Annotated in this window: 14 protein-coding genes; 8 read left to right on the top strand and 6 right to left on the bottom strand. The window is 42.5% G+C overall.

Annotation, left to right across the window (positions count from 1 at the left end):
• Position 1: 1 nt before the first annotated feature.
• From LC586_RS13575 to LC586_RS13565, 3 genes are all read right to left on the bottom strand, one after another.
• On the bottom strand, positions 2–4,258 hold the full coding sequence (locus tag LC586_RS13575) for a response regulator (RefSeq protein WP_229485324.1): 4,257 nt from the start codon (positions 4,256–4,258) through the stop codon (positions 2–4).
• A gap of 713 nt (positions 4,259–4,971) precedes the next feature.
• Positions 4,972–5,949 (bottom strand): 2-dehydropantoate 2-reductase, encoded by a 978-nt coding sequence (locus tag LC586_RS13570; protein WP_229485323.1) that lies wholly within the window; start codon positions 5,947–5,949, stop codon positions 4,972–4,974.
• Between the two features lie 44 nt (positions 5,950–5,993).
• On the bottom strand, positions 5,994–6,863 hold the full coding sequence (locus tag LC586_RS13565; protein WP_229485322.1) for an inositol monophosphatase family protein: 870 nt from the start codon (positions 6,861–6,863) through the stop codon (positions 5,994–5,996).
• Positions 6,864–7,732: 869 nt separating this feature from the next.
• Here LC586_RS13565 and LC586_RS13560 point away from each other — a divergent pair.
• Together LC586_RS13560 and LC586_RS13555 are read left to right on the top strand one after the other, a co-directional pair.
• Complete coding sequence (locus LC586_RS13560; RefSeq protein WP_229485321.1) at positions 7,733–11,305, top strand: calcium-binding protein; 3,573 nt, start codon at positions 7,733–7,735, stop codon at positions 11,303–11,305.
• Between the two features lie 358 nt (positions 11,306–11,663).
• Positions 11,664–11,936 (top strand): hypothetical protein, encoded by a 273-nt coding sequence (locus LC586_RS13555; protein WP_229485320.1) that lies wholly within the window; start codon positions 11,664–11,666, stop codon positions 11,934–11,936.
• Here LC586_RS13555 and LC586_RS13550 read toward each other — a convergent pair.
• Together LC586_RS13550 and LC586_RS13545 are read right to left on the bottom strand one after the other, a co-directional pair.
• Positions 11,906–12,886 (bottom strand): aldo/keto reductase, encoded by a 981-nt coding sequence (locus LC586_RS13550; protein ID WP_229485319.1) that lies wholly within the window; start codon positions 12,884–12,886, stop codon positions 11,906–11,908. The genes LC586_RS13555 and LC586_RS13550 overlap by 31 nt on opposite strands.
• Positions 12,887–13,252: 366 nt before the next feature.
• Positions 13,253–13,420 carry a universal stress protein gene (locus LC586_RS13545; protein ID WP_308189058.1) on the bottom strand — a complete coding sequence of 56 codons (168 nt, stop codon included), beginning with the start codon at positions 13,418–13,420 and terminating at the stop codon, positions 13,253–13,255.
• 275 nt (positions 13,421–13,695) lie between these two features.
• On the opposite strand from LC586_RS13545, the gene LC586_RS13540 reads away from it, so the two are divergent.
• The 3 genes from LC586_RS13540 to LC586_RS13530 all read left to right on the top strand — a co-directional run bounded on the left by LC586_RS13540 (position 13,696) and on the right by LC586_RS13530 (position 15,573).
• Positions 13,696–13,965 carry a DUF2171 domain-containing protein gene (locus tag LC586_RS13540; protein WP_229485318.1) on the top strand — a complete coding sequence of 90 codons (270 nt, stop codon included), beginning with the start codon at positions 13,696–13,698 and terminating at the stop codon, positions 13,963–13,965.
• Between the two features lie 112 nt (positions 13,966–14,077).
• The gene (locus LC586_RS13535; protein ID WP_229485317.1) at positions 14,078–14,863 is read left to right on the top strand and encodes a hypothetical protein; all 786 of its coding nucleotides are present in this window, start codon (positions 14,078–14,080) and stop codon (positions 14,861–14,863) included.
• Positions 14,864–15,378: 515 nt separating this feature from the next.
• Positions 15,379–15,573 carry a hypothetical protein gene (locus tag LC586_RS13530; RefSeq protein ID WP_229485316.1) on the top strand — a complete coding sequence of 65 codons (195 nt, stop codon included), beginning with the start codon at positions 15,379–15,381 and terminating at the stop codon, positions 15,571–15,573.
• 298 nt (positions 15,574–15,871) lie between these two features.
• On the opposite strand, the gene LC586_RS13525 is transcribed toward LC586_RS13530, so the two are convergent.
• Positions 15,872–16,024 (bottom strand): ribbon-helix-helix protein, CopG family, encoded by a 153-nt coding sequence (locus tag LC586_RS13525; RefSeq protein ID WP_229485315.1) that lies wholly within the window; start codon positions 16,022–16,024, stop codon positions 15,872–15,874.
• A gap of 845 nt (positions 16,025–16,869) precedes the next feature.
• On the opposite strand from LC586_RS13525, the gene LC586_RS13520 reads away from it, so the two are divergent.
• The 3 genes from LC586_RS13520 to LC586_RS13510 all read left to right on the top strand — a co-directional run bounded on the left by LC586_RS13520 (position 16,870) and on the right by LC586_RS13510 (position 19,329).
• On the top strand, positions 16,870–17,142 hold the full coding sequence (locus LC586_RS13520; RefSeq protein WP_229485369.1) for a hypothetical protein: 273 nt from the start codon (positions 16,870–16,872) through the stop codon (positions 17,140–17,142).
• A gap of 866 nt (positions 17,143–18,008) precedes the next feature.
• Complete coding sequence (locus LC586_RS13515; protein ID WP_306423248.1) at positions 18,009–18,809, top strand: RMD1 family protein; 801 nt, start codon at positions 18,009–18,011, stop codon at positions 18,807–18,809.
• Between the two features lie 181 nt (positions 18,810–18,990).
• On the top strand, positions 18,991–19,329 hold the full coding sequence (locus LC586_RS13510) for a hypothetical protein (protein ID WP_229485313.1): 339 nt from the start codon (positions 18,991–18,993) through the stop codon (positions 19,327–19,329).
• Positions 19,330–19,406 lie beyond the last annotated feature (77 nt).

Below are 19,406 nucleotides of genomic sequence, written 5' to 3'. Positions count from 1 at the left end.
GCTACTTTCCTAAAAATTGTTGAATTCTGGCTACAAGCTGTTTAAGTTTTACGGGTTTAGTCAAATATTCATTAGCTCCGGCCGCGAAACAAGTTTCGCGATCGCCTGGCATGGCTAGCGCCGTTAGTGCAATCATCGGAATATCCACAAATTGCCGATCATCACGGATGCGGCGCATTGCTTCCAACCCATCCATTTCTGGCATTTGAATGTCCATCACAATTAAGTCGGGGCGTTGAACTTTAACAAGGTCGATAGCTTGTTGTCCATTGTTTGCCAAAATGAGATGATACCCTCGACCTTCAAGATAACCGGACATGGTATCAATATTTGCTTGATTATCTTCTGCCAGCAAAATCAAAGGTGGTTTCAGAGCGGCTTTTGGTAATACCAAATTTGGCGACTCGGAATGGGCAGAATGTTGTAGTTTATTTATAGTTGCTTGAAGTTGAGCGCGGGTAATGGGTTTGATCAGATATTCAAACGCTCCCTGAGCCAGTCCTTTGCTACGCTCATCCACGACTGAAATAATGATTACTGGAATATCTTTGGTTTTTGGGTTGCTCTTGAGTTGATTTAGCACGTCCCAACCCGATAGATTCGGTAGTTGCAGATCCAGGATAACTAGAGCAGGCTGAAGGCGCAGCACTTCTTCTACAGCTCCTTCACCTTTGGGATAAATGATGGGTTGCATTCCCATTTCGCTGAAGTAGCGAGCAATTTGGTCAGCCGCCGCAACAGAATCTTCCACAATCAAAACTTGAGCATTCTCAGCAGTTAAACTATAGCTGGGCAATGAAGCAGTTACTTGCCTTGTTAACAGATTATTGCTGGTATGGTAGGGAATGCGGACGGTAAAACAACTTCCTTCTTCAACTTTACTGCTAAGTGAGACTGTTCCTCCATGTAGGGTAACAATCTTTTGTACAAGTACCAAACCTAAACCAGTGCCACTGTACTGGCGGTTAAGGCTGCTGTCAAGCTGAATGAAGGGCTGAAACAGCTTACCAATTTCTTCAGCAGCGATACCAATGCCGGTGTCAGTGACATGAAAACAGAGCTTTGGTAAAGATGAGGCGGACAAGGCAGAATTTACTTCCCCTGCTCCCCCTGCTCCCCCTGCTCCCCCTGCTCCCCCTGCTCCCCCTGCTCCCCCTGCTCCCTCTGCTCCCCCTGCTCCCCCTGCTCCCCTGCTCCCCTGCTCCCCTGCTTCTTCCACCCGGACTTCTAGCGTTACAGATCCCCCTTCTGGCGTGAACTTGACAGCGTTACTCAGTAGGTTGATTAGTACTTGAGACAGGCGGCGATCGTCTACTTGGATGCTGTCAATATTTTCAGAAATATGAATACTAAGATGAATATTTTTTTTCAAAGCCATCTGTTTGACAAAGGCAAGGCTAGCATCACAGAGGCTCCTGACAGAAACATCGCTCAATTGCAGTTCCAGTTTGCCAGATTCGATTTTAGACAAGTCTAAAATGTCGTTGATTAGTTCTAGCAAATGTCTGCCACTGCGCTCAATAGTAGCGATCGCTTTTGCTTGTCTTTCATTAATGGAGCCAAATACACTTTCCTGTAAGCCCTCTGACATCCCCAAAATAGCATTGAGAGGTGTTCGCAGTTCATGGCTCATGTTTGCGAGAAATTCGTCTTTGAGGCGAGTGGCGCGGGCAAGTTCCACGTTGGTGTTAGCAAGTTGCTCATTCGTCTGCCGCAGTTGTGCTTCGGCAAGTTTACGATCGCGTAGCGCAGCTTGCTGTTCGCTGATATCAGTGATCCGCACTAAATTCATAGTACGTCCGGCTACAGTAATCGGTTTAACTGCAATGTTTCCCCAAAAAATCTTACCCTGAAGAGTAACATATTCAATCTCTCGGCTCCAAATACCTTTTGACTGCATATTTCTTACGATCGCATCCGTTTCGCTGGCAGTGAATGGATAGCGTTGGAGCGTCTGCCCATGAATATTGATCAATTCAGTTTTGTCAGCCGCCTCAAACAGTTCTACCGACTGCCGATTGCAATCCAAGGTGAGCAGTGTTTGCGGATCAATCAGAAAGATGGCATCGGCAGATTCGTTAAAAATTGCTTCTCGCAAATCTCTGTTGTGGATGAGTTCTTGTTCGGCTTGTTTGCGATTACTGATATCCGTTAGTGTACCGATATAACCGATAATAGCTCCACTGGCGTTAGTTTCAGGTAACACATAGCAGTGAAACCAGTTGATACTACCATCTGGGCGCAGATGCCTACCCTCGTTGTAAAAAAGTTCTGTTTGCTCTAATTGCACCTGATACCATTCTCTGAGGATGCGATCGCGGTCTTCTAGGTATATTGCTTCTGCCCATCCCATCCCCAATGCTGCTTGTGTTGGTCTACCCGTGAGATCGCTCCAGCGATCGTTAACGTAAATACAGTTACCAGCATTGTCAAGCCGGAAAATAGCCACAGGAGCCGCTTTTGTCAATGTTGCATAACGTTGTTCGCTCTCTTTGAGGGCTTCTTCTACTTGTTTGCGTTTTGTTATGTCAATATGGCAACCAATCATGCGAAGGGGATTGCCGTCTTGATCCCACGCAATGACACAACCGGAACAAATGACCCAAACGGTAGAACCATCCTTATGCCGATATCTCACTTCATTGTAATAGGGAATTTTTCCACGACTTTGGACATGTTGCTGGAAAATTTCCAGAACACCTGGTAAATCCTCTGGAAAAATCAGGCGTTGCCAACTCTCTGGTGTATTTGGCAACTCATGATCTTCATAGCCGAACATCTGCTTGAAGGTTAAGCTCAAGTACTCCTGATTGCCTGGAATATCCCAATCCCAGTAACCTGCTAGGACTACTTCAAGAATCTGCTCCATAAGATGTAATTCAATTTGCGGTATCTCTGCGTGCCGCCGCTCCTCTTCTGAGAGCTTGCGTTCTGTGATGTCAATTAGCACGCCCAGCATCCGCAGCAGTTGTCCGGTTTCGTCATAAAGTCCCCGTCCTTTTACCGATACCCAGTGAATGCTGCCATCTTGCCAGGTAACCCGGTATTCCACAGTATAATCAGTCTGTGTTGCGATCGCCTGCCTAAATTTCTGCTCAACCCATTCCCGATCCTCTGGATATACCTGATTGAGCCATTGTTTATAAGTTAGGTTTGCATCACTCGGCTCAGAACAAAGACAGTGAATTGCATTCTCGGTAAATATTTGATTGGTGATTGGGTTCCATTCCCAATAGCCAATAGCAGCAAAATTTAGGGTGAGTTTGAGTTTCTCTTCGCTGGCTTTTAAGGCTGCTTCTGTGCGTTGGCGTTCTGCCAGTTCTGCCTGTGCTTGCTGATATGCACTCGCCTGTTGAATAGCGATCGCTATTTGCACCGCTAGTTGATCTAACAAATCCAATTCCAACGATTGCCAGTGACGAGATGCACTACATTGGTGAGCAATTAATAATCCCCACAATTGCTCTTTGACCAAAATAGGTACTACCAGATTAGCTTTAACTTCAAATTGTTCTAGAAGATGCAAATGACAATTCGTTAAGCCAGCCTGATAAATGTCATTCATCGCCCGTTTTTTTCCCTGGCGATAATCCCTGCCGGCTCCCTGTTGAAGGTAGGTGTCCCGAATCTGTTTCCCCAGAGCTACCGTCCAACCAGGAAGCACTGACTCCGCCACAATGCTGTCGCTCATATCTGGCTGAAATTGATAGACAACTACTCGGTCTGCTTTGAGAAACTGCCGCGCTTCTGTTACTGTGGCACGCAGAATTTCTTCTACTTTAAAAGACTGACGAATCCGTAAGGCGATCGCGGCAATCAGTTGTTGTTGTTCCCGACTTTGTTCTAACTCTCGAGTCAGATACATCCGTTCAACGGCATGATGAATTGCGCCTTGAAGAACTTCAGCCGTGAGTTTATCTTTAACTACATAATCCTGAACACCATTTTTTATCATCCCACAGACAGCGATAATTTCATCGCCTTGTCCTGTCAGCATAATCACAGCAGTTTGGGTATTGCTATGGCATTCCCGAAATTGCTGAATAAACTTCAGGCTATCCCCATTAGGCAACACAAAATCCAGCAAAATGATATCTGGTATCTCCTGTTGACACCATTCCAGGGCTTGCGTTGCTGAATCAAACTCCAATATGCGATAGGTATATAGGCTGTCCTGCTGTAATAAGTGAGACAATTCCAGCCGATTTTCGGCGCAATCATCAATCAGCAGGATTGTAAGGCAAGAAGGATGACTCATAAGGTTAAAAATACAAATGCGATCGCGCCTCAAAAAATTATATCTCAATATTCGTCATGCTAATAACCTGCTGGTATCAATCGAGTGACATCTGGATAGAAAATTGAGATACAGAACAGACAGAATGCCTGAGATATCTGTATCTTGCCTTTGGGCACGATGTGTTCACCAAATCCCTGAAAATTTTCGGTGTAATGACTGTGGGAAGAATGGCACTAAGAAAAGCGTGAACCCATAATCTGACTGGATGAGAGGGTGTAAGGGTGTGAGGGTGTAGGGGTGTAATATCATGTCCGCTTGATTACTTATGAAACCCGAAGAACCCCACCCCGACAATCGTCGCTTTGTCTCCCCTCCCCGCAAGCAGGAGGGGTTGGGGGTGGGGTGTAATGACTGTGGTTAGCGTAACTATTTATGCGGACATGATATAAGAGGAAAACTAAGAACCTTTTGAAGAATACAAAACATACAACACTCCAGACCTGCAACCCCACACCCCTACCACCATGCAACCCAGTCACAGCAAGAGTTTTACGTTTACAAGCGTGACATTCGACTGTGGGAATCATAACTAATTATGCGGACATGATATAAGTCGTCGCTATATATCTGCCAGTCTTCCAGAACTTGTCCGTGTTAGCGTCCCGTAGGAAAGGAGCCAAAAAAGCTCTCAACCGAGTTCACGATACAAAATCAGGCTCCTGACTGGACTATTAAATTCTCACTTTGGTGGCCTCCAGCAGCTTGACGCTGGCATAAATAGCATCAATATAAGGTGTGGGAATTTGAGTAAGTTTTCCTAATTCTGCCACCGCGCCAACAATAGCATCTATCTCCGTAGCGCGTCCGGCTTCAATATCTTGTAGCATCGAGGTTTTATGGGCACCAACATTTTCTGCCCCATTAATTCGCTGTTCTAAAGTGATGCCAAACTTTATACCCAAATTTTCCGCGATCGCTTGAGTTTCTGTCATCATTTGCCGCGCTAGTTCACGGGTGAGGGGATAGCGACAAATATCCTCTAGAGTAGCACCAGTCAGGGCACTGATGGGATTAAATGCCACATTCCCCCACAACTTAATCCAAATTTCCGTGCGAATTTGATTGCGGATTGGTGCTTTGAGTCCTGCCTGTTTTAAAGTCTGTGCCAATAATTGGATGCGTTCTGTTTTAGTGCCATCGATTTCACCAAGAGTAAAGCGATCGCCTTCAATATGCTTAATCACACCTGGTTCAATTATCTCAGTTGCTGGGTAAACAACACAACCGATGGCGCGTTGGGCACCGATACTAGCTTCAATAATCCCATCTAGGTCAACCGATTGAATCCGCGTCCCTTCATACTCACCGCCATACTTGCGAAAGTACCACCAAGGAACGCCATTTTGGGCTGTTACCACCATCGTATGAGGATTGTAGAGTGCAGGGAGAGAAGGTGCGATCGCTGGAACACTGTGAGCCTTGACAGTTAAAATTACTACATCTTGTGGCCCTGCTGACTGGATATCGCTAGTTGCCAACGGAGTAACAATTTGGCTAGAACCGTCTGCCATGAGCAACTTCAGCCCATTTTTTTGAATTGCCTCCAAATGAGAACCACGAGCGATTAATGTCACGGCTTCACCTGCCAGTGCCAATTTCGCTCCTAAATATCCACCAATCGCACCCGCGCCAACAATACAAATTTTCATTTTATTTAAGGATAGTTAGTAAATAATTAACTAATTATTTACCCTCAAACAGGTAGGCTTTGCATCGCTTTCAGTAGGTCTTGATGAACAGATTTTGAGGCAGCTACTATCAATCCAGGCAGGCTATAGTTTTGACAAGTATGCAGTGGCGGTAAAGTCGAACCGTCGAGAGTAGTTACAATCCAGCCAGCTTCTCTGGCAATAAAAGCGAGTGCAGCACCATCAATAAATTTGCCCGATTTGATCACTGCTCCACTCAAGTCGCCACTGAAAATACCATTGAGATTGGGAATTTCAATATCACTAGAGTAATCAGTCGCTATATCGATTACTTTATATCGATCTTTTAATAAATGTGCGATCAAATTCATTCCCCATCCCAACAAAATAGAAGGTTTGACGGATGTTATGTGTAACGGGGCACAGGCTTCTAAGCTCATATCCAGCGTCCCTTTAAAAGCACCTTCGCCTCGGAGAGCGTAAAAATAAACATTTTGGGCAGGGGAAATAGCGAGTACTGCTTCAAAGTCATCTGAATTTAGAATACTGAGAATAATTTGGTAATTAGAATGTCCATCCATGTAAAACTTCGTGCCATCAATCGGGTCGAGTGTGACTAAATAATCACCTTCTGAGCCGAGTTCGGTAGAGCGAAAATACTTAGTATTGTTAGAACTTGCATACTCTTCCCCAAAAAAGCGAATCTCTGGGAAAGTGCCCAATAGTACTACTTCTACCAGATTTTGAATAGCCACATCTGCATCAGTAAGTGCTGCACTAAAAAAGTTGTTTCCTTGTTCTTTGGCGGGAAGTGCAGCAATTTTTGGTTGAAGAAAACGGGCATAGGCTGCTGCTACTTTGAGATGGGGGAGTAAAGTCTCCAAAATCAGGCGAGTAGTTGGTGTTGTGGACATTGCAGCAAACTCCTTTCAGAAATAATCTACCGTTGGCAGGGCGATAGAATTCTATATCTAGACAAAATTACGGTATCATTTTGATGCAATGATACCACCGTTGTTATATTACTCTAATCTGTGTGTTTAATTAAGCTGCACAATCCTTAAAAGTTTAGTTCCCACAGGGTTTGTTGTTCGTAATTGAAAGATGGCTGTTGTTGATTTCGGGTTAGCGATCGCCTAAAAAAGCGTAACCGTTCAGCAATACATAAACAAAAGTACTTGTACGTACATTGAACAGTGAATAATATGAAGAATATGCAAAGATGTGTCTTTCAGCAAAGACATTTACATAAATACGGTAGTATGTAGGTAGTATGTAGTTATTACAGAGTTATTTCGATGTTCTCCATTTTCAGGCTAGACACTCACGGGCAATAGCCCACAACCAGGTATAAAATTATTTTTGCCTATCAAGAGTGAACTCTTCTCTATTTTCACGGTAGTAGGACTTACCCATTGACAAAAAAACAAACTATAAAGTGTGAATTTTAGACATTCAATCTTGATTTTTCGAGCTTTTTTAAGCTTTTACGGTTGATTAAAGATGAGTAAAAAAAGCCTGAAACTATGTGTTTGACTAAATGCACGCGCTCATGAATTTGTATAGCGCTTAAAACTGTTGTTGTCCGAGATAGTTAGATTAGTGCTATCGAAAGGCCTTTTCATAAGGTGAATCTTTAATGAATATTACTGTTCCTAACTCTTGAGATATAAAATATGCCGAAAACGTCAAATTGAGGCGAATTTTGATGTCCTAAAACAGCAATAAACTCAAGGTTGAGAACTGAAGTTACTGAAAAAATCTATTTAGGTAGTAAAAGATTATGGCAAATATCATTGGAACAAAGGGTAATGATACGCTAGTGGGCAGCGAGTTAGCGGACACGATTAAGGGTCTTGCAGGCAACGATACCATTACACCTAACCAGGGCGACGACACCTTGACTGGTGGTGGCGGTAAGGATCAATTTGTTTACAGCTACTACTATGAGAGCGACACTGATACTATCACTGATTTCGGTGGCGTTGGTAAAGGAACAAACCCGACAGTAGCAGTCATTGCGGAAGTGGACACCCTAAAATTCGAGGGCAATGACTTGTTCAGTGCCAGAAATTTGTTGCTCACCCAAAATGGCAGCAATCTGGAAATCACCTTTGAAGATGTGTTTAATCGCAAGATCATTCTGCAAAACTTCAAATTAGAAAACTTGGAGAACCAGAAAGCAACTGGTGCAACACCAGCGATTGGCAATATCCTGTTTAATGGGCAAACTAGTATCACCGACAGCTTTGATGTCTTTGATGCCAACTCTACTGATACCAAGCTGGGCATCAAAAACACGGTAACCTTCCTCAATGACCTCTCCAACAACATTACGGGAAAAGATGACTCAGATGATGTGGTTAATGGTCAGGGCGGTAATGACAAAATCTACGGCTTAAGTGGCAACGACTTGCTGCGGGGTGGTACGGGAAATGATACCCTCATTGGTGGTGTCGGGAAGGATACCCTGATTGGTAGTACGGGCAATAACTCCCTCGTTGGTGGTACTAATGACGATGTATTGAATGCTGAATTTTCAACAGGCGATAACACCCTCAACGGCGGCGCTGGTAACGATACCCTGAATGCTGGGGCAACATCTGGCAATAACCTGCTCTCTGGTGGGGATGGCAATGACAGCTTTTCTTTGGGGTCTTCATCTACTGCCCCCTCTGACTTATTAACTCAAACGGTAGATGGAGGGACAGGTGATGATTTTTTACAAGCGTATTATACCAATGCTACGGGGAGAATGACTTCGACATTCAATGCAACCACTAACATTGGTTCGATTACAGCAGGCACGAATCGGGTTAACTACAAAAATATAGAACGATTAGAGATCAGAGGTACAACCTACGATGACTTGATTGTGGGGACTAATGGCAACGATGATCTTTTTGGCGGCAGTAGTGGAAATGATCCAAGTTATGGTAATGATACGATTTTTGGCGGTAAAGGTAACGATTACTTGTTTGTTGGTAATTCAACAAGCAATAACATTCTTAACGCTGATGTTGGTGAAGATCAATTGAATGCTGACTATTCAACAGGTAATAACCTGCTCTCTGGTGGGGATGGCAATGATTTGCTTTCTGTCTCTGACGCGAAGGGCAATAACACTCTCAAGGGTGGTGCTGGTGACGATGAATTGAATGCTAACTCTTCAACAGGCGATAACCTATTGGATGGAGAGGATGGTAATGATTCTCTTTATGCCTCTGTAGACTACACGCGAGATAAGCTTGCCTCTGGCAATAATACTCTCAAGGGTGGTGCTGGTGACGATAAATTGAATGCTAACTCTTCAACAGGCGATAACCTATTGGATGGAGGAGATGGCGATGATTCTCTTAATGCCGCTGTAGACTACTCCCCCAACCGCCGCCGAGGTGGTACTGCCTTAGGCAGTAATACTCTCAAGGGTGGTGCTGGTGACGATCAATTGATTGCTAACTTTTCAACAGGCGATAATCTCTTGGATGGAGGCGATGGCAATGATTCTCTTAATGCCTCTATAGACTACTCAGATAACAAAGGGTATGGTGCGTTTGATAATAACATTCTCAATGGAGGGGATGGTAATGATGACTTCTATTTGGTTACATATAATAATTCTCCATCTAACTTAGTGACTCAAATAGTAGATGGGGGGACAGGTGACGATTTATTGACGGTTTTGTATATCTATCCTAGGGGGGGAATCACTTCAACTTTCGATGCTGCTACTAACATCGGATCGATTACGAAGGGCACGAATCGGGTTAACTACAAAAATATCGAACGATTAAATATCTCAGGTACAGAGTACAATGACTTGATCGTGGGGAGCAATGGCAACGATACGCTTTCCGGGAGCATTAGTGGCAATGATACCATTGATGGGGGGACAGGTGAGGATTTATTATCTGTCTATTATGATCGTAGCAGCGTGGGAATCACTTCAACTTTCGATGCTGCTACTAACATTGGATCAATTACGGCGGGCACAAATCGGGTTAGCTACAAAAATATCGAACGATTAGAGATCAGAGGTACAGAGTACGATGACTTGATTGTGGGGAGCAATGGCAACGATACGATAGATGGTAGCGGTAGTGGCGGTAGTAGTGGTGGGAATGATACCATCGATGGCGGTGCAGGTGATGATATATTAAGTGCCGACTATGGTAATAAGGGTAATAAGCTGATTTCTGGGGGCGATGGCAACGATACGCTTTCTAGTGGTGGTAGTGGTGGGAATGATACCATCGATGGTGGTGCAGATGATGATTTGTTAATAGTCCGTTATTACAGCAATTCTACCGGGGGTGGGGGAATCACTTCTGCTTTCAATGCTGCTACTAACATTGGATCAATTACGGCGGGCACGAATCTGGTTAGCTACAAGAATATCGAACAATTAAATATTGGTGGCACAGAGTACGATGACTTGATTGTGGGGAGCAGTGGCAACGATACGCTCTCCACAGGCGCTGCTGGCAATGATACGATCAATGGGGGTTTGGGTGAGGATTACTTATCCGTAGATTTTAGGTATAGTGCTACCGCAGGAATTACTTCTACATTCAATGCTACTACTAATATTGGATCAATCACGACGGGCACGAATCAAGTTAGCTACAACAATATCGAACAATTAAATTTTGGTGGCACAGAGTACGATGACTTGATTGTGGGGAGCAATGGCAACGATACGATAGATTGGGGCAATGGTGGCAGTGATACCATAGATGGGGGTTTGGGTGACGATTTGTTGTCGTTCTATAACTATACTACTAGCGAAGGAATCACTTCGACATTCGATGCTACTACTAACATTGGATCAATTACGGTAGGCACGAATCGGGTTAGCTACAAGAATATTGAACGATTAGATGTCAGAGGTACAATCTACGATGACCTGATTGTGGGGAGCAATGGCAACGATACGCTCTTTGGGAGCTTCCAAGACAGGGATGGCAATGATACGATTATTGGCGGTGCAGGTAACGATATTCTTACGGGTGGCAGAGGTAATGATAGCCTAATTGGAGGAGCTGGTACTGACACCTTTGTTTTCAGTGATTACAGTGAAGGGATTGGTACTATTTATGACTTCAACGCGGCTAATGAATTGATTCAGGTATCGGCTGCTGGCTTTGGTGGCGGGTTGTCAACACCTTCACTTCAAGCAAGTCAGTTTACCATCGGAACATCTGCAACCACTACCACTCAGCGATTTATCTATAACAGCGCTACAGGTGGACTTTTCTTTGACCTTGATGGCAGTGCATCTGGGTTTACTCAGGTACAATTGGCACAATTATCTGGTGGAGTGACCCTAACCGAAAATAATTTTGTGATTGTTTAATCGGAATTAGCGCTTTGCCATCACCGATCGGTACGGTTTGCGAGGTGCTATTTTTAGCACTTCGCATTTGATCGTTCAATACAATTACTGTTAAGAAAAAGTATATCTTAAGTTTTGTTCCTCAACTTTCAGCATAGGTGCGGATAATTTGCAAGTGTTCTTGGCTGAGTCGGTTCGTCTCTGCGTTCGTCATTTTGTGAAGCGATAGCGATCGCTAGTCAACATCTAGATATATGCAGTTGCTGCAATCATTAACTCTCAAAACTTCTAGTTTCAGTCTTCTTGTGGGGAAGTAGTTGGTGGAAACTCATACAGCAAGTTGCCATTATTCATTCTTAACATTCATAGGACTTAGGCATTGACAAGAAATACCAAAGATGAATCAAGGTTAAAAACTATATGTTTCGTAAGGGCACAGCAAAGTTTAGCCCCTACAGCATGGTCTATTTACGATCGCACCTGCCGAATGTGGGTTGAAACGGAAGAAAGCTTTTTTTTGGGCGTTACATATTTGTGGAATGATTTAATAACTTCCAAAATTCCCCCCCTGCTTGCCCTAATTCATCCCACTGTTCTGCAACGCCATTTTTTGGATCTTCCTCAGCGATTAACAGTACTCATATCAGGGTAGCGATCGCCTGCGGTAATCCCCTTTGGTGCTATTGCTTCAATCCGACTTAGGTCATCTATAGTTAGAACAATCTCAGTTGCTGCGATGTTGTCTTCCAAATAAGTGCGCCGCTTTGTACCAGGAATCGGTACAATATCTTCACCTTGAGCTAGTAGCCATGCCAAGGCAAGTTGGCTAGGTGTAACTTGCTTTTCATCAGCAATTTCCTTGACTTTTTCAACTAATTGCAGGTTTTTAGAGAAATTATCGCCCTGAAAACGGGGATTATTTCTCCGGTAATCATCTGCTGCAAGGTCTTCAGGACGAGTGATGGCTCCCGATAAAAACCCACGACCAAGAGGACTGTAAGCAACAAAACCAATTCCTAGTTCTCGTACAGTAGGTAAAATTTCATCTTCTGGATCGCGGCTCCACAAAGAATACTCTGTTTGTAGCGCGGTAATTGGATGAACTGCCATAGCCCGTCGAATTGTCGCAGGGGCAGCTTCCGACAGCCCTAAATAGCGTACTTTACCAGCCTGTACTAACTGAGCCATTGCCCCTACAGTATCTTCGATTGGCACGTTTGGATCAACTCTATGTTGATAGTACAGGTCAATAACTTCTACTCCCAAGCGTTTAAGTGAAGCATCACAAGCTGTTTGGACATATTCGGGACTGCCATTAACTCCTTTCCAACCACCTTCTTCGGTACGAACATTGCCAAACTTGGTTGCTAGTACTACTTGCTCTCGACGATCCTTAATTGCTCTACCTACTAATTGCTCATTAGTGAAAGGCCCATACATATCAGCAGTATCGAGAAAATTCACTCCAAGATCCAAAGCACGATGGATAGTGGCGATCGCTTCAGATTCATCACGACCACTGTAAAACTCAGACATTCCCATACAACCAAGTCCCAGTTGTGAAACTTCCAGTCCTTGTTTGCCTAACTTTCTAGTTTTCATTGAAAATCTCCAGCTATTAAGTCTTATGTGAACATTAGTATTAAAACAAATAACGACATATTACCTAAATTATAAGAATCCGTCTTAGCTCTTTAGTAGTATTTTGAGCAATTCACCTACTGTTGGTTTTCTTTATAATTTCATTTGTATCTAAGAATGCAGTAATTGTTCACAAAGCTTCAAACCATTGGATAGAAATAATTGCATAAAAACATTTCTTATTTAGTAGGCATAAACCAGGCTTTTAAGATTGAATCGAATTAAGGAAATTGAGGCAAACAAGATCGCTATTAGACTATAATTTTTACCGTTAATTTGTCATCTTAAACATTGCTGATAACTTTTGTAATTGTGTTCGACAAAAACCTACCTAAAGAGCAAGACAGGGATGTGGCTGCTGCGTAGCATTTGGGCTGTAGTACTGCCAATGACTAAGTGCCGAATGCGGCTGTGTCCGTAGGCTCCCATAATCAGTAAATTGATATCTTGCTTTTCTACGTAGTTGGCTATAACCTTTTCTGGCTCGCCATGTATTATTTGACAAATTGGTGTTTAATTCAGTTAAAATCTTCCGAATCGATACTAGCTATCTATTAAGTGCATCCTCATAGCGAAATGGTATTAAAAGCTTTTTACCCAAATTAAATTACTGATTTCGGTACAACACCATCTGTCTATAGAATGAAGCACATCATCAAGAATGCAGCGTATCCTCTAGTGTAATTGGATAAAAACCTATCTGCTTACAAACAAAACTACTCAGTAGGATTTAGGTTTGACTTTTTACCAATTCAATCAAGAGGTACAAAATGGACGTATCACAAATTAAAGAACATCTGCCAGTTTATGCAGAAGGCCCAGGCGGTTTATCAGGAGCATCTGACACGCATATTGGGAATATCGACTCCGTGGAGGGAGGCAAGTACATCAAATTGACGAAGAATAATGCTCCTGATGGACAACACCACTGGTTTCCTATTGACTGGGTAAGGGCAGTAGATGAACGAGCCGTTTATCTGAAAAAAACCGTGGATGAAGTGATAAAAGAATTGCTCAATGAGGAGCCTGCTGGTGTTTAAAATTGTTAGTTGTTGAGTGGATAGCGCTGCATCATCTTCTACAAAGGCAGCGCTTGCCTATCCAGCATCCAGAATCAGTATCTTCTGTCCTTTATCCTACCAGCGAACCTAAATGGCGAATCAAGAGCTAGAAACGCTCAAAAAACTAGCTTTTAACCAATCTGAGCGCAGGTCAGAACAGCCGTTGTCACCGCAAGACTCCAACGCTAGCTTACCCAAAGAAAAGCCTAAGCGAAATATGAACTGGTGGTTTCTAAAGATAGCGTCTATTACAGGATTATTGTATTTACTCTTTATCGCACTTACTCCTACCCCAGTTCCTCAAGAAAACCGTAGAATTGGAAATACGGAAGTTATTATATTTAGTTTGATTTTGCTGTTTAACTCAGGTCTGCTAGATAACATAGATGATATCTCAATTTCAGGTACGGGAATTGCGCTAAAGAGACTCAAGCAAGAAGTTAGGGATGATATCAATAAGTTGCAAGATGAGCAAATCGCCGAACTGAATAGACAACAGAACCGGATTGACTTACTTCAGGAGCAACAATCAGCAACATTGCAATTTTTAGTTAGATATCTGATTGATGGCAATGAACTTAAGCATCTGATTAAGCTTAATTCCCCAGAAGAATTTAACTTTAAATTTGACGATGATTTAGCAATGGAACTGAAGCATCTTCGAGCTATGGGATTTATTAATAATTTTGTGGGCAAAGGAATTGAAAAAGTTCAACAAGATGGAGAAGGAGATTTAAAAAACTATTTTCACATTACAGAAGAAGGTAAATCGTATTTAGCTTTGAGAAAAACTTTAGGAATCAATGAAATCCCTGGACTGGGTGAAGATGGACGATGGCATCGAGACATAAGGGATTCAGCAAAAATATTGAACTAGAGAACTCTTAAAGAATAGCAAATTAAATATAGCGGTTCTCGTTTATGTGAGGTACATCGGTAAGGACACGGCAGCGCCGTGCCCTTACGAAAGACGTGGTTTTGAAACTTATACATGTTTGGCATTTATTCTCAATGCGTAAGTCCTAAATTTAGCCCTTTCAAGGTGAGTAAAAATTTTGCTTAATAAACTACTCTTTAACCTCTTAACTCTGTGTTATCTGTGCCTAATCAGGTTAAATAAAAGACTTTTGAACCGCACAGACGCAAAGAAGCCAGTGCGCCCTTGCGGTTAAGAGACTTGTACCCCTCCGGGGATCTTGCTACGCGCAGCGTCTCCCCGAATCCCATTCGTGAGAGGCTAGCGCCTGCCGTAGGATGCCCGAACGCGAACAGCGTCTCCTGTCTTGAGAAGGGCTGTAGGGAGAAGCAACTGGCGCGGCGCAGAGAGAAAAAAAGAGATTTTACCAGTCACCTTGAAAGGTTAGTCCTAAATTTATGCGATCGCAGTACTTTATGATTCAAATTCATAAAAACACGGCTTTCGATATTCTTAAAAGGTTCGATGGTTGGGCGATTGACTACCGTATTGGGCGAGAGGGCGCGATCGCAATGCGATCGCGCCCTAACTCCAAAACGCAAATAATGCTTCATTCTCGAAGAAACCTGCAAGTCCTATGTAGTTTTTATGTCATTTCTAGCCAGTTGTAGAGCGGGAACTGAACTCTTTTGAGTACTGTATCAATCATGCAGAGGCGTTCAACAGCACTCACACAACAACTGGCATAGAGCGGGAGAAGTGATGCAGGGTTAAAGCTGTCTTGCAAACCACAACTTCTTCACTGTCTAACGCTGTTGATATCTCCATTGAAGCTCCAGCAGCACAACATCAGTTGCCAATTTGCCGAAATCTATGACAAATCTTGTCTAGCATCAAGCTAATTGAAACTTTCATTCCCTCTCTTGGTTAAGTTTTTATCCAGTGTGGTTTATTTTGATTTTAGGTTTTTTACTCTTCATCTTCAGTCGGAAGAGAGCGAATTAATTCCCGAATTATATCGGTTGCTGGTCTGCCAGTGCTTGAGCAATATTTTTCCAATTTCTCAGCCTCACTTGATGTGAGATTGATTGTAAGTCGTTTAACAGCCCATTTCTTATTCATAATATTAGACAAGTTCGATTTTTCAACTACTTCTCTAATATCAATCACTTAATCTGTTACTACATGGGTATTATCAAGGAATTTTAATTCAAGAAATGATGAAGCAGACTAATATGTTTTTCCAAATAATAGTCAAGATGTAAAGTCTATTTTAGAATATAAAGTTTAACTCTCTTAAAAGTAGTAACTATAAAATAAGTATAAAAATAGTATAAAATAAATTTACATAAACTAAGTATTTTGCTCAAATATACGCTAGCCCATATCAGCAGCCCAAGCTACAGCACCACATTGGAGATATTAGGGCAATTGAGGAAGCGATCGCAATTAAACTAGACAACTGCATTTTGGCTCATTTGCTCACCCTTTTGCCTTTGGGTGAAGAACAGTAGCATTGTCATAACGAGCTATTTGCTGTAGCGTGACGCTCTTTTAAAAAACTTTCTGGTAATGACGGACGTAAACACAGTCGCTTTCTTGACCGAAGCGTATTAAGGTCTGATCCATAAGTCGATGGTCGATTAATTTGATAATTACCTGACAGGAGCAAAGGTTTAGCCGTAGCACAAAACCTGATACGTTGAGTAAATACGATCGCAATCGCTCCAAATTGCAAAAGACTCCCAACAGATATTTTGGCGAATTTCGTATGACTATTCCTCTCAACATAGTCATATAGGAATATGCTTCCCCACTCTAATCTCAGCAATTAGACAGTTTAAAAGAGCGTTTTAAATCTTTTAATATCATTAATGGATTTGCAATTAGATGCAAATTTATTCTCACGAGAGTACTCAGTCGTTTTTGTAAGTTAATTATTTGTAGCTAAGTAGCAATTAAAAATGATGCAAAATACATTGGTTGATAAAACTTTCCGCGACAACGAAGGCAACATTGTTATAGCTCAGATGCCAAATTTACCGCTTATTGTTTGGATAGTAACTAGTTTACTAACTCTAGTTTTTACAAGTGGTAAAATTAATACAGTGTTAGACGTACTCGCAAATGGCTCCTTGTTTACTTGGGCGTGGCTGGAATTATTTCAAGGCGTTAATTATTTTCGGAGAGCGCTAGGTCTTGCCGTATTTATTGGAATTATCGCTTTCAATATTCAGTAGGGATTAAGACTAAATAATTAAGCGAAATTATTTAGATATCTTTAGTGATAACTTCCATACTTGATTCGCATTGAGCGGAAGCGGCAGATAACATTGAAACGCAGCCAAAGTTTGTCGATTCATCTGATGCATACCTTTGCTAGGTAGCTACCTTCAAGACTCCTAGTCAAAATAATTCGTAATTTATAATTCGTAATACTTCGGCTTACCTCGGCTTCGCTACCTCGACTTACCTCGACTTACCTCGGCTTACCTCGGCTTCGCTCGGCACAAGTCGCTCGGCACAAGTCGCTCGGCACAAGTCGCTCGGCACAAGTCGCTCAGTACAAGTTCGTAATTATTACCCCACGACTGAAGTCGCTTGCTCTGAAATAAGGAATAAATTTATTTGTCTCCATAAACTTTAGTTAGTTGCTCTGTAGCTTTAATTACGAATTACGTTAGCGTAGCGGTAGCGAGGAACGAGCGTCATTACGAATTAGTAATTATTTGGTCAGCATAATCAACTTATCTAAATCGTCCAACACCATTGCTTTAAGTTCTTCTGTATGATAGCGATATCGGCGAGTAACTCAGGGATACTCAAGTGTTGGGTTGTAGATTTTATGAGTACTGTGACGCGTACTAAGGGACTTACAAAAAATAAATTATCCCAAATTATTTGTGGATTTGTAGGGGCGCAACACCTTGCGCCCCTACGATGGGATATTTTTTAACTGGAAGTCTCTAAGGTGGTGCTGGATAAATTTATTGGTAAGCTGAGATTGTAATGATTTCCAACAGCAGCCATTAATTGCGTAGGCGTAGCCCGTCGTAGACATCGCTACTTGAGCAGTTCAGCAGGCAGAATATAGCATAGGGCGACAATGCAAAAACTCCTTTTTAATGACAAAGATAGATTTAGAGCGCAGGCCCTATTCCTTGGTAAAGATATCAATTTACAGAACTTAGAGAATTACGTTTGCTTGGCGACTATGCCAGTAATCGTTACAGTCGGTGAACACGGCTGTGCGGTACTGCTGAAATATGGTGCAGTTGTCCTGTTTAACCTTGAGCCTGTGGAAAAGGTAGCCTTCTTGACCAAACTATCCTCTCAAGTTAGTGGCTCTTTTGCCAACCCAGAAACAGAAGAGGTAGAAATTCATCTCAATGTAGGAGAAAGTGAGCGAGTTAAGGAAGGAAAAATTTTGCTGCATGAATTTAGTGTAGAACGCTTGCAGATAGTAGCTGATATTCTCGCTAAGAGTGTTGTGCTGTCTCATTATGAAACTAGCCTAGCGACTGTATTTGATCAAATTGAACCGTTTGCAGCAAGTCTCCAGCGTGAAAACAGGAGTAGACGCCAGAGCCGGGAATTACTGCGTCAACTTGGGACTACTCTATTAGTTCAACATAAGATTGTCGGTCGAGTAGAGATTATCGATAAGCCGGAGTTACTATGGGAATCCCCACAGCTAGAAAACTTATATCTGCGCTTGGAGGATGAATACGAAATCCGTGAGCGTCACCATGCTCTAGAACGCAAACTAGAGCTAATTACCCAAACCGCACAAACAGTGCTGGAGTTCATGCAGCATAGCAGTAGCCAGCGAGTAGAGTGGTATGTGGTGATTCTGATTGTGGTGGAGATTCTGCTGTCACTGTATGACATCATTTTCAAAGGCTAACGCTAAATTTGGAGAGCGTAAACCTATTGGACTAACTGAAAACCGCTATATTCTACCAGACGATTTATAATCACCTGGGCTAAATGCAAAATGTTAATTAAAAACATTCTTCCCTACGAACGTGATAGAAAATACTTGTATGATTTATGATTTTTGACTCATAGTGTAAGGATTACAGATAATGCACGTTCTCAAAAGATCCATCAAACCAGCCACTTATATATCGTTCCTCCACATTTACCAAACTACTTGGGGAACTGCTGGTGATATTTGTTTAATCCGTGAATCTGTAGCTAATGAAAGTACATCAAAGTTTATCGGTCACAAAATCCAACTAGTAATTCCAAAAGGGTTGGAGCGCGATCGCATCGCCAACTGTCCGATAATCAAAGTCGCAGGTAATGTCGGCGACGGACATCCTAAAGAACACCCGTTGGAATGGGAGGTTTATGAAGGTGTAGATCCAGAAATCGCTTTAGCGGCTCTCAAACCTTGGGGCTTCAAGTTAATTGAGCTTTAATGTGGTAATCTGACAAGCTCAACTCGCTTTCGTTCTTCTGCTGAAACTATTTTTTCCCTAGCGCCATCAGACATTGG

Source organism: Nostoc favosum CHAB5714, assembly GCF_020829495.1.
GTDB lineage: Bacteria > Cyanobacteriota > Cyanobacteriia > Cyanobacteriales > Nostocaceae > Nostoc > Nostoc favosum.
This window is presented reverse-complemented; position numbering and strand designations above follow the sequence as displayed.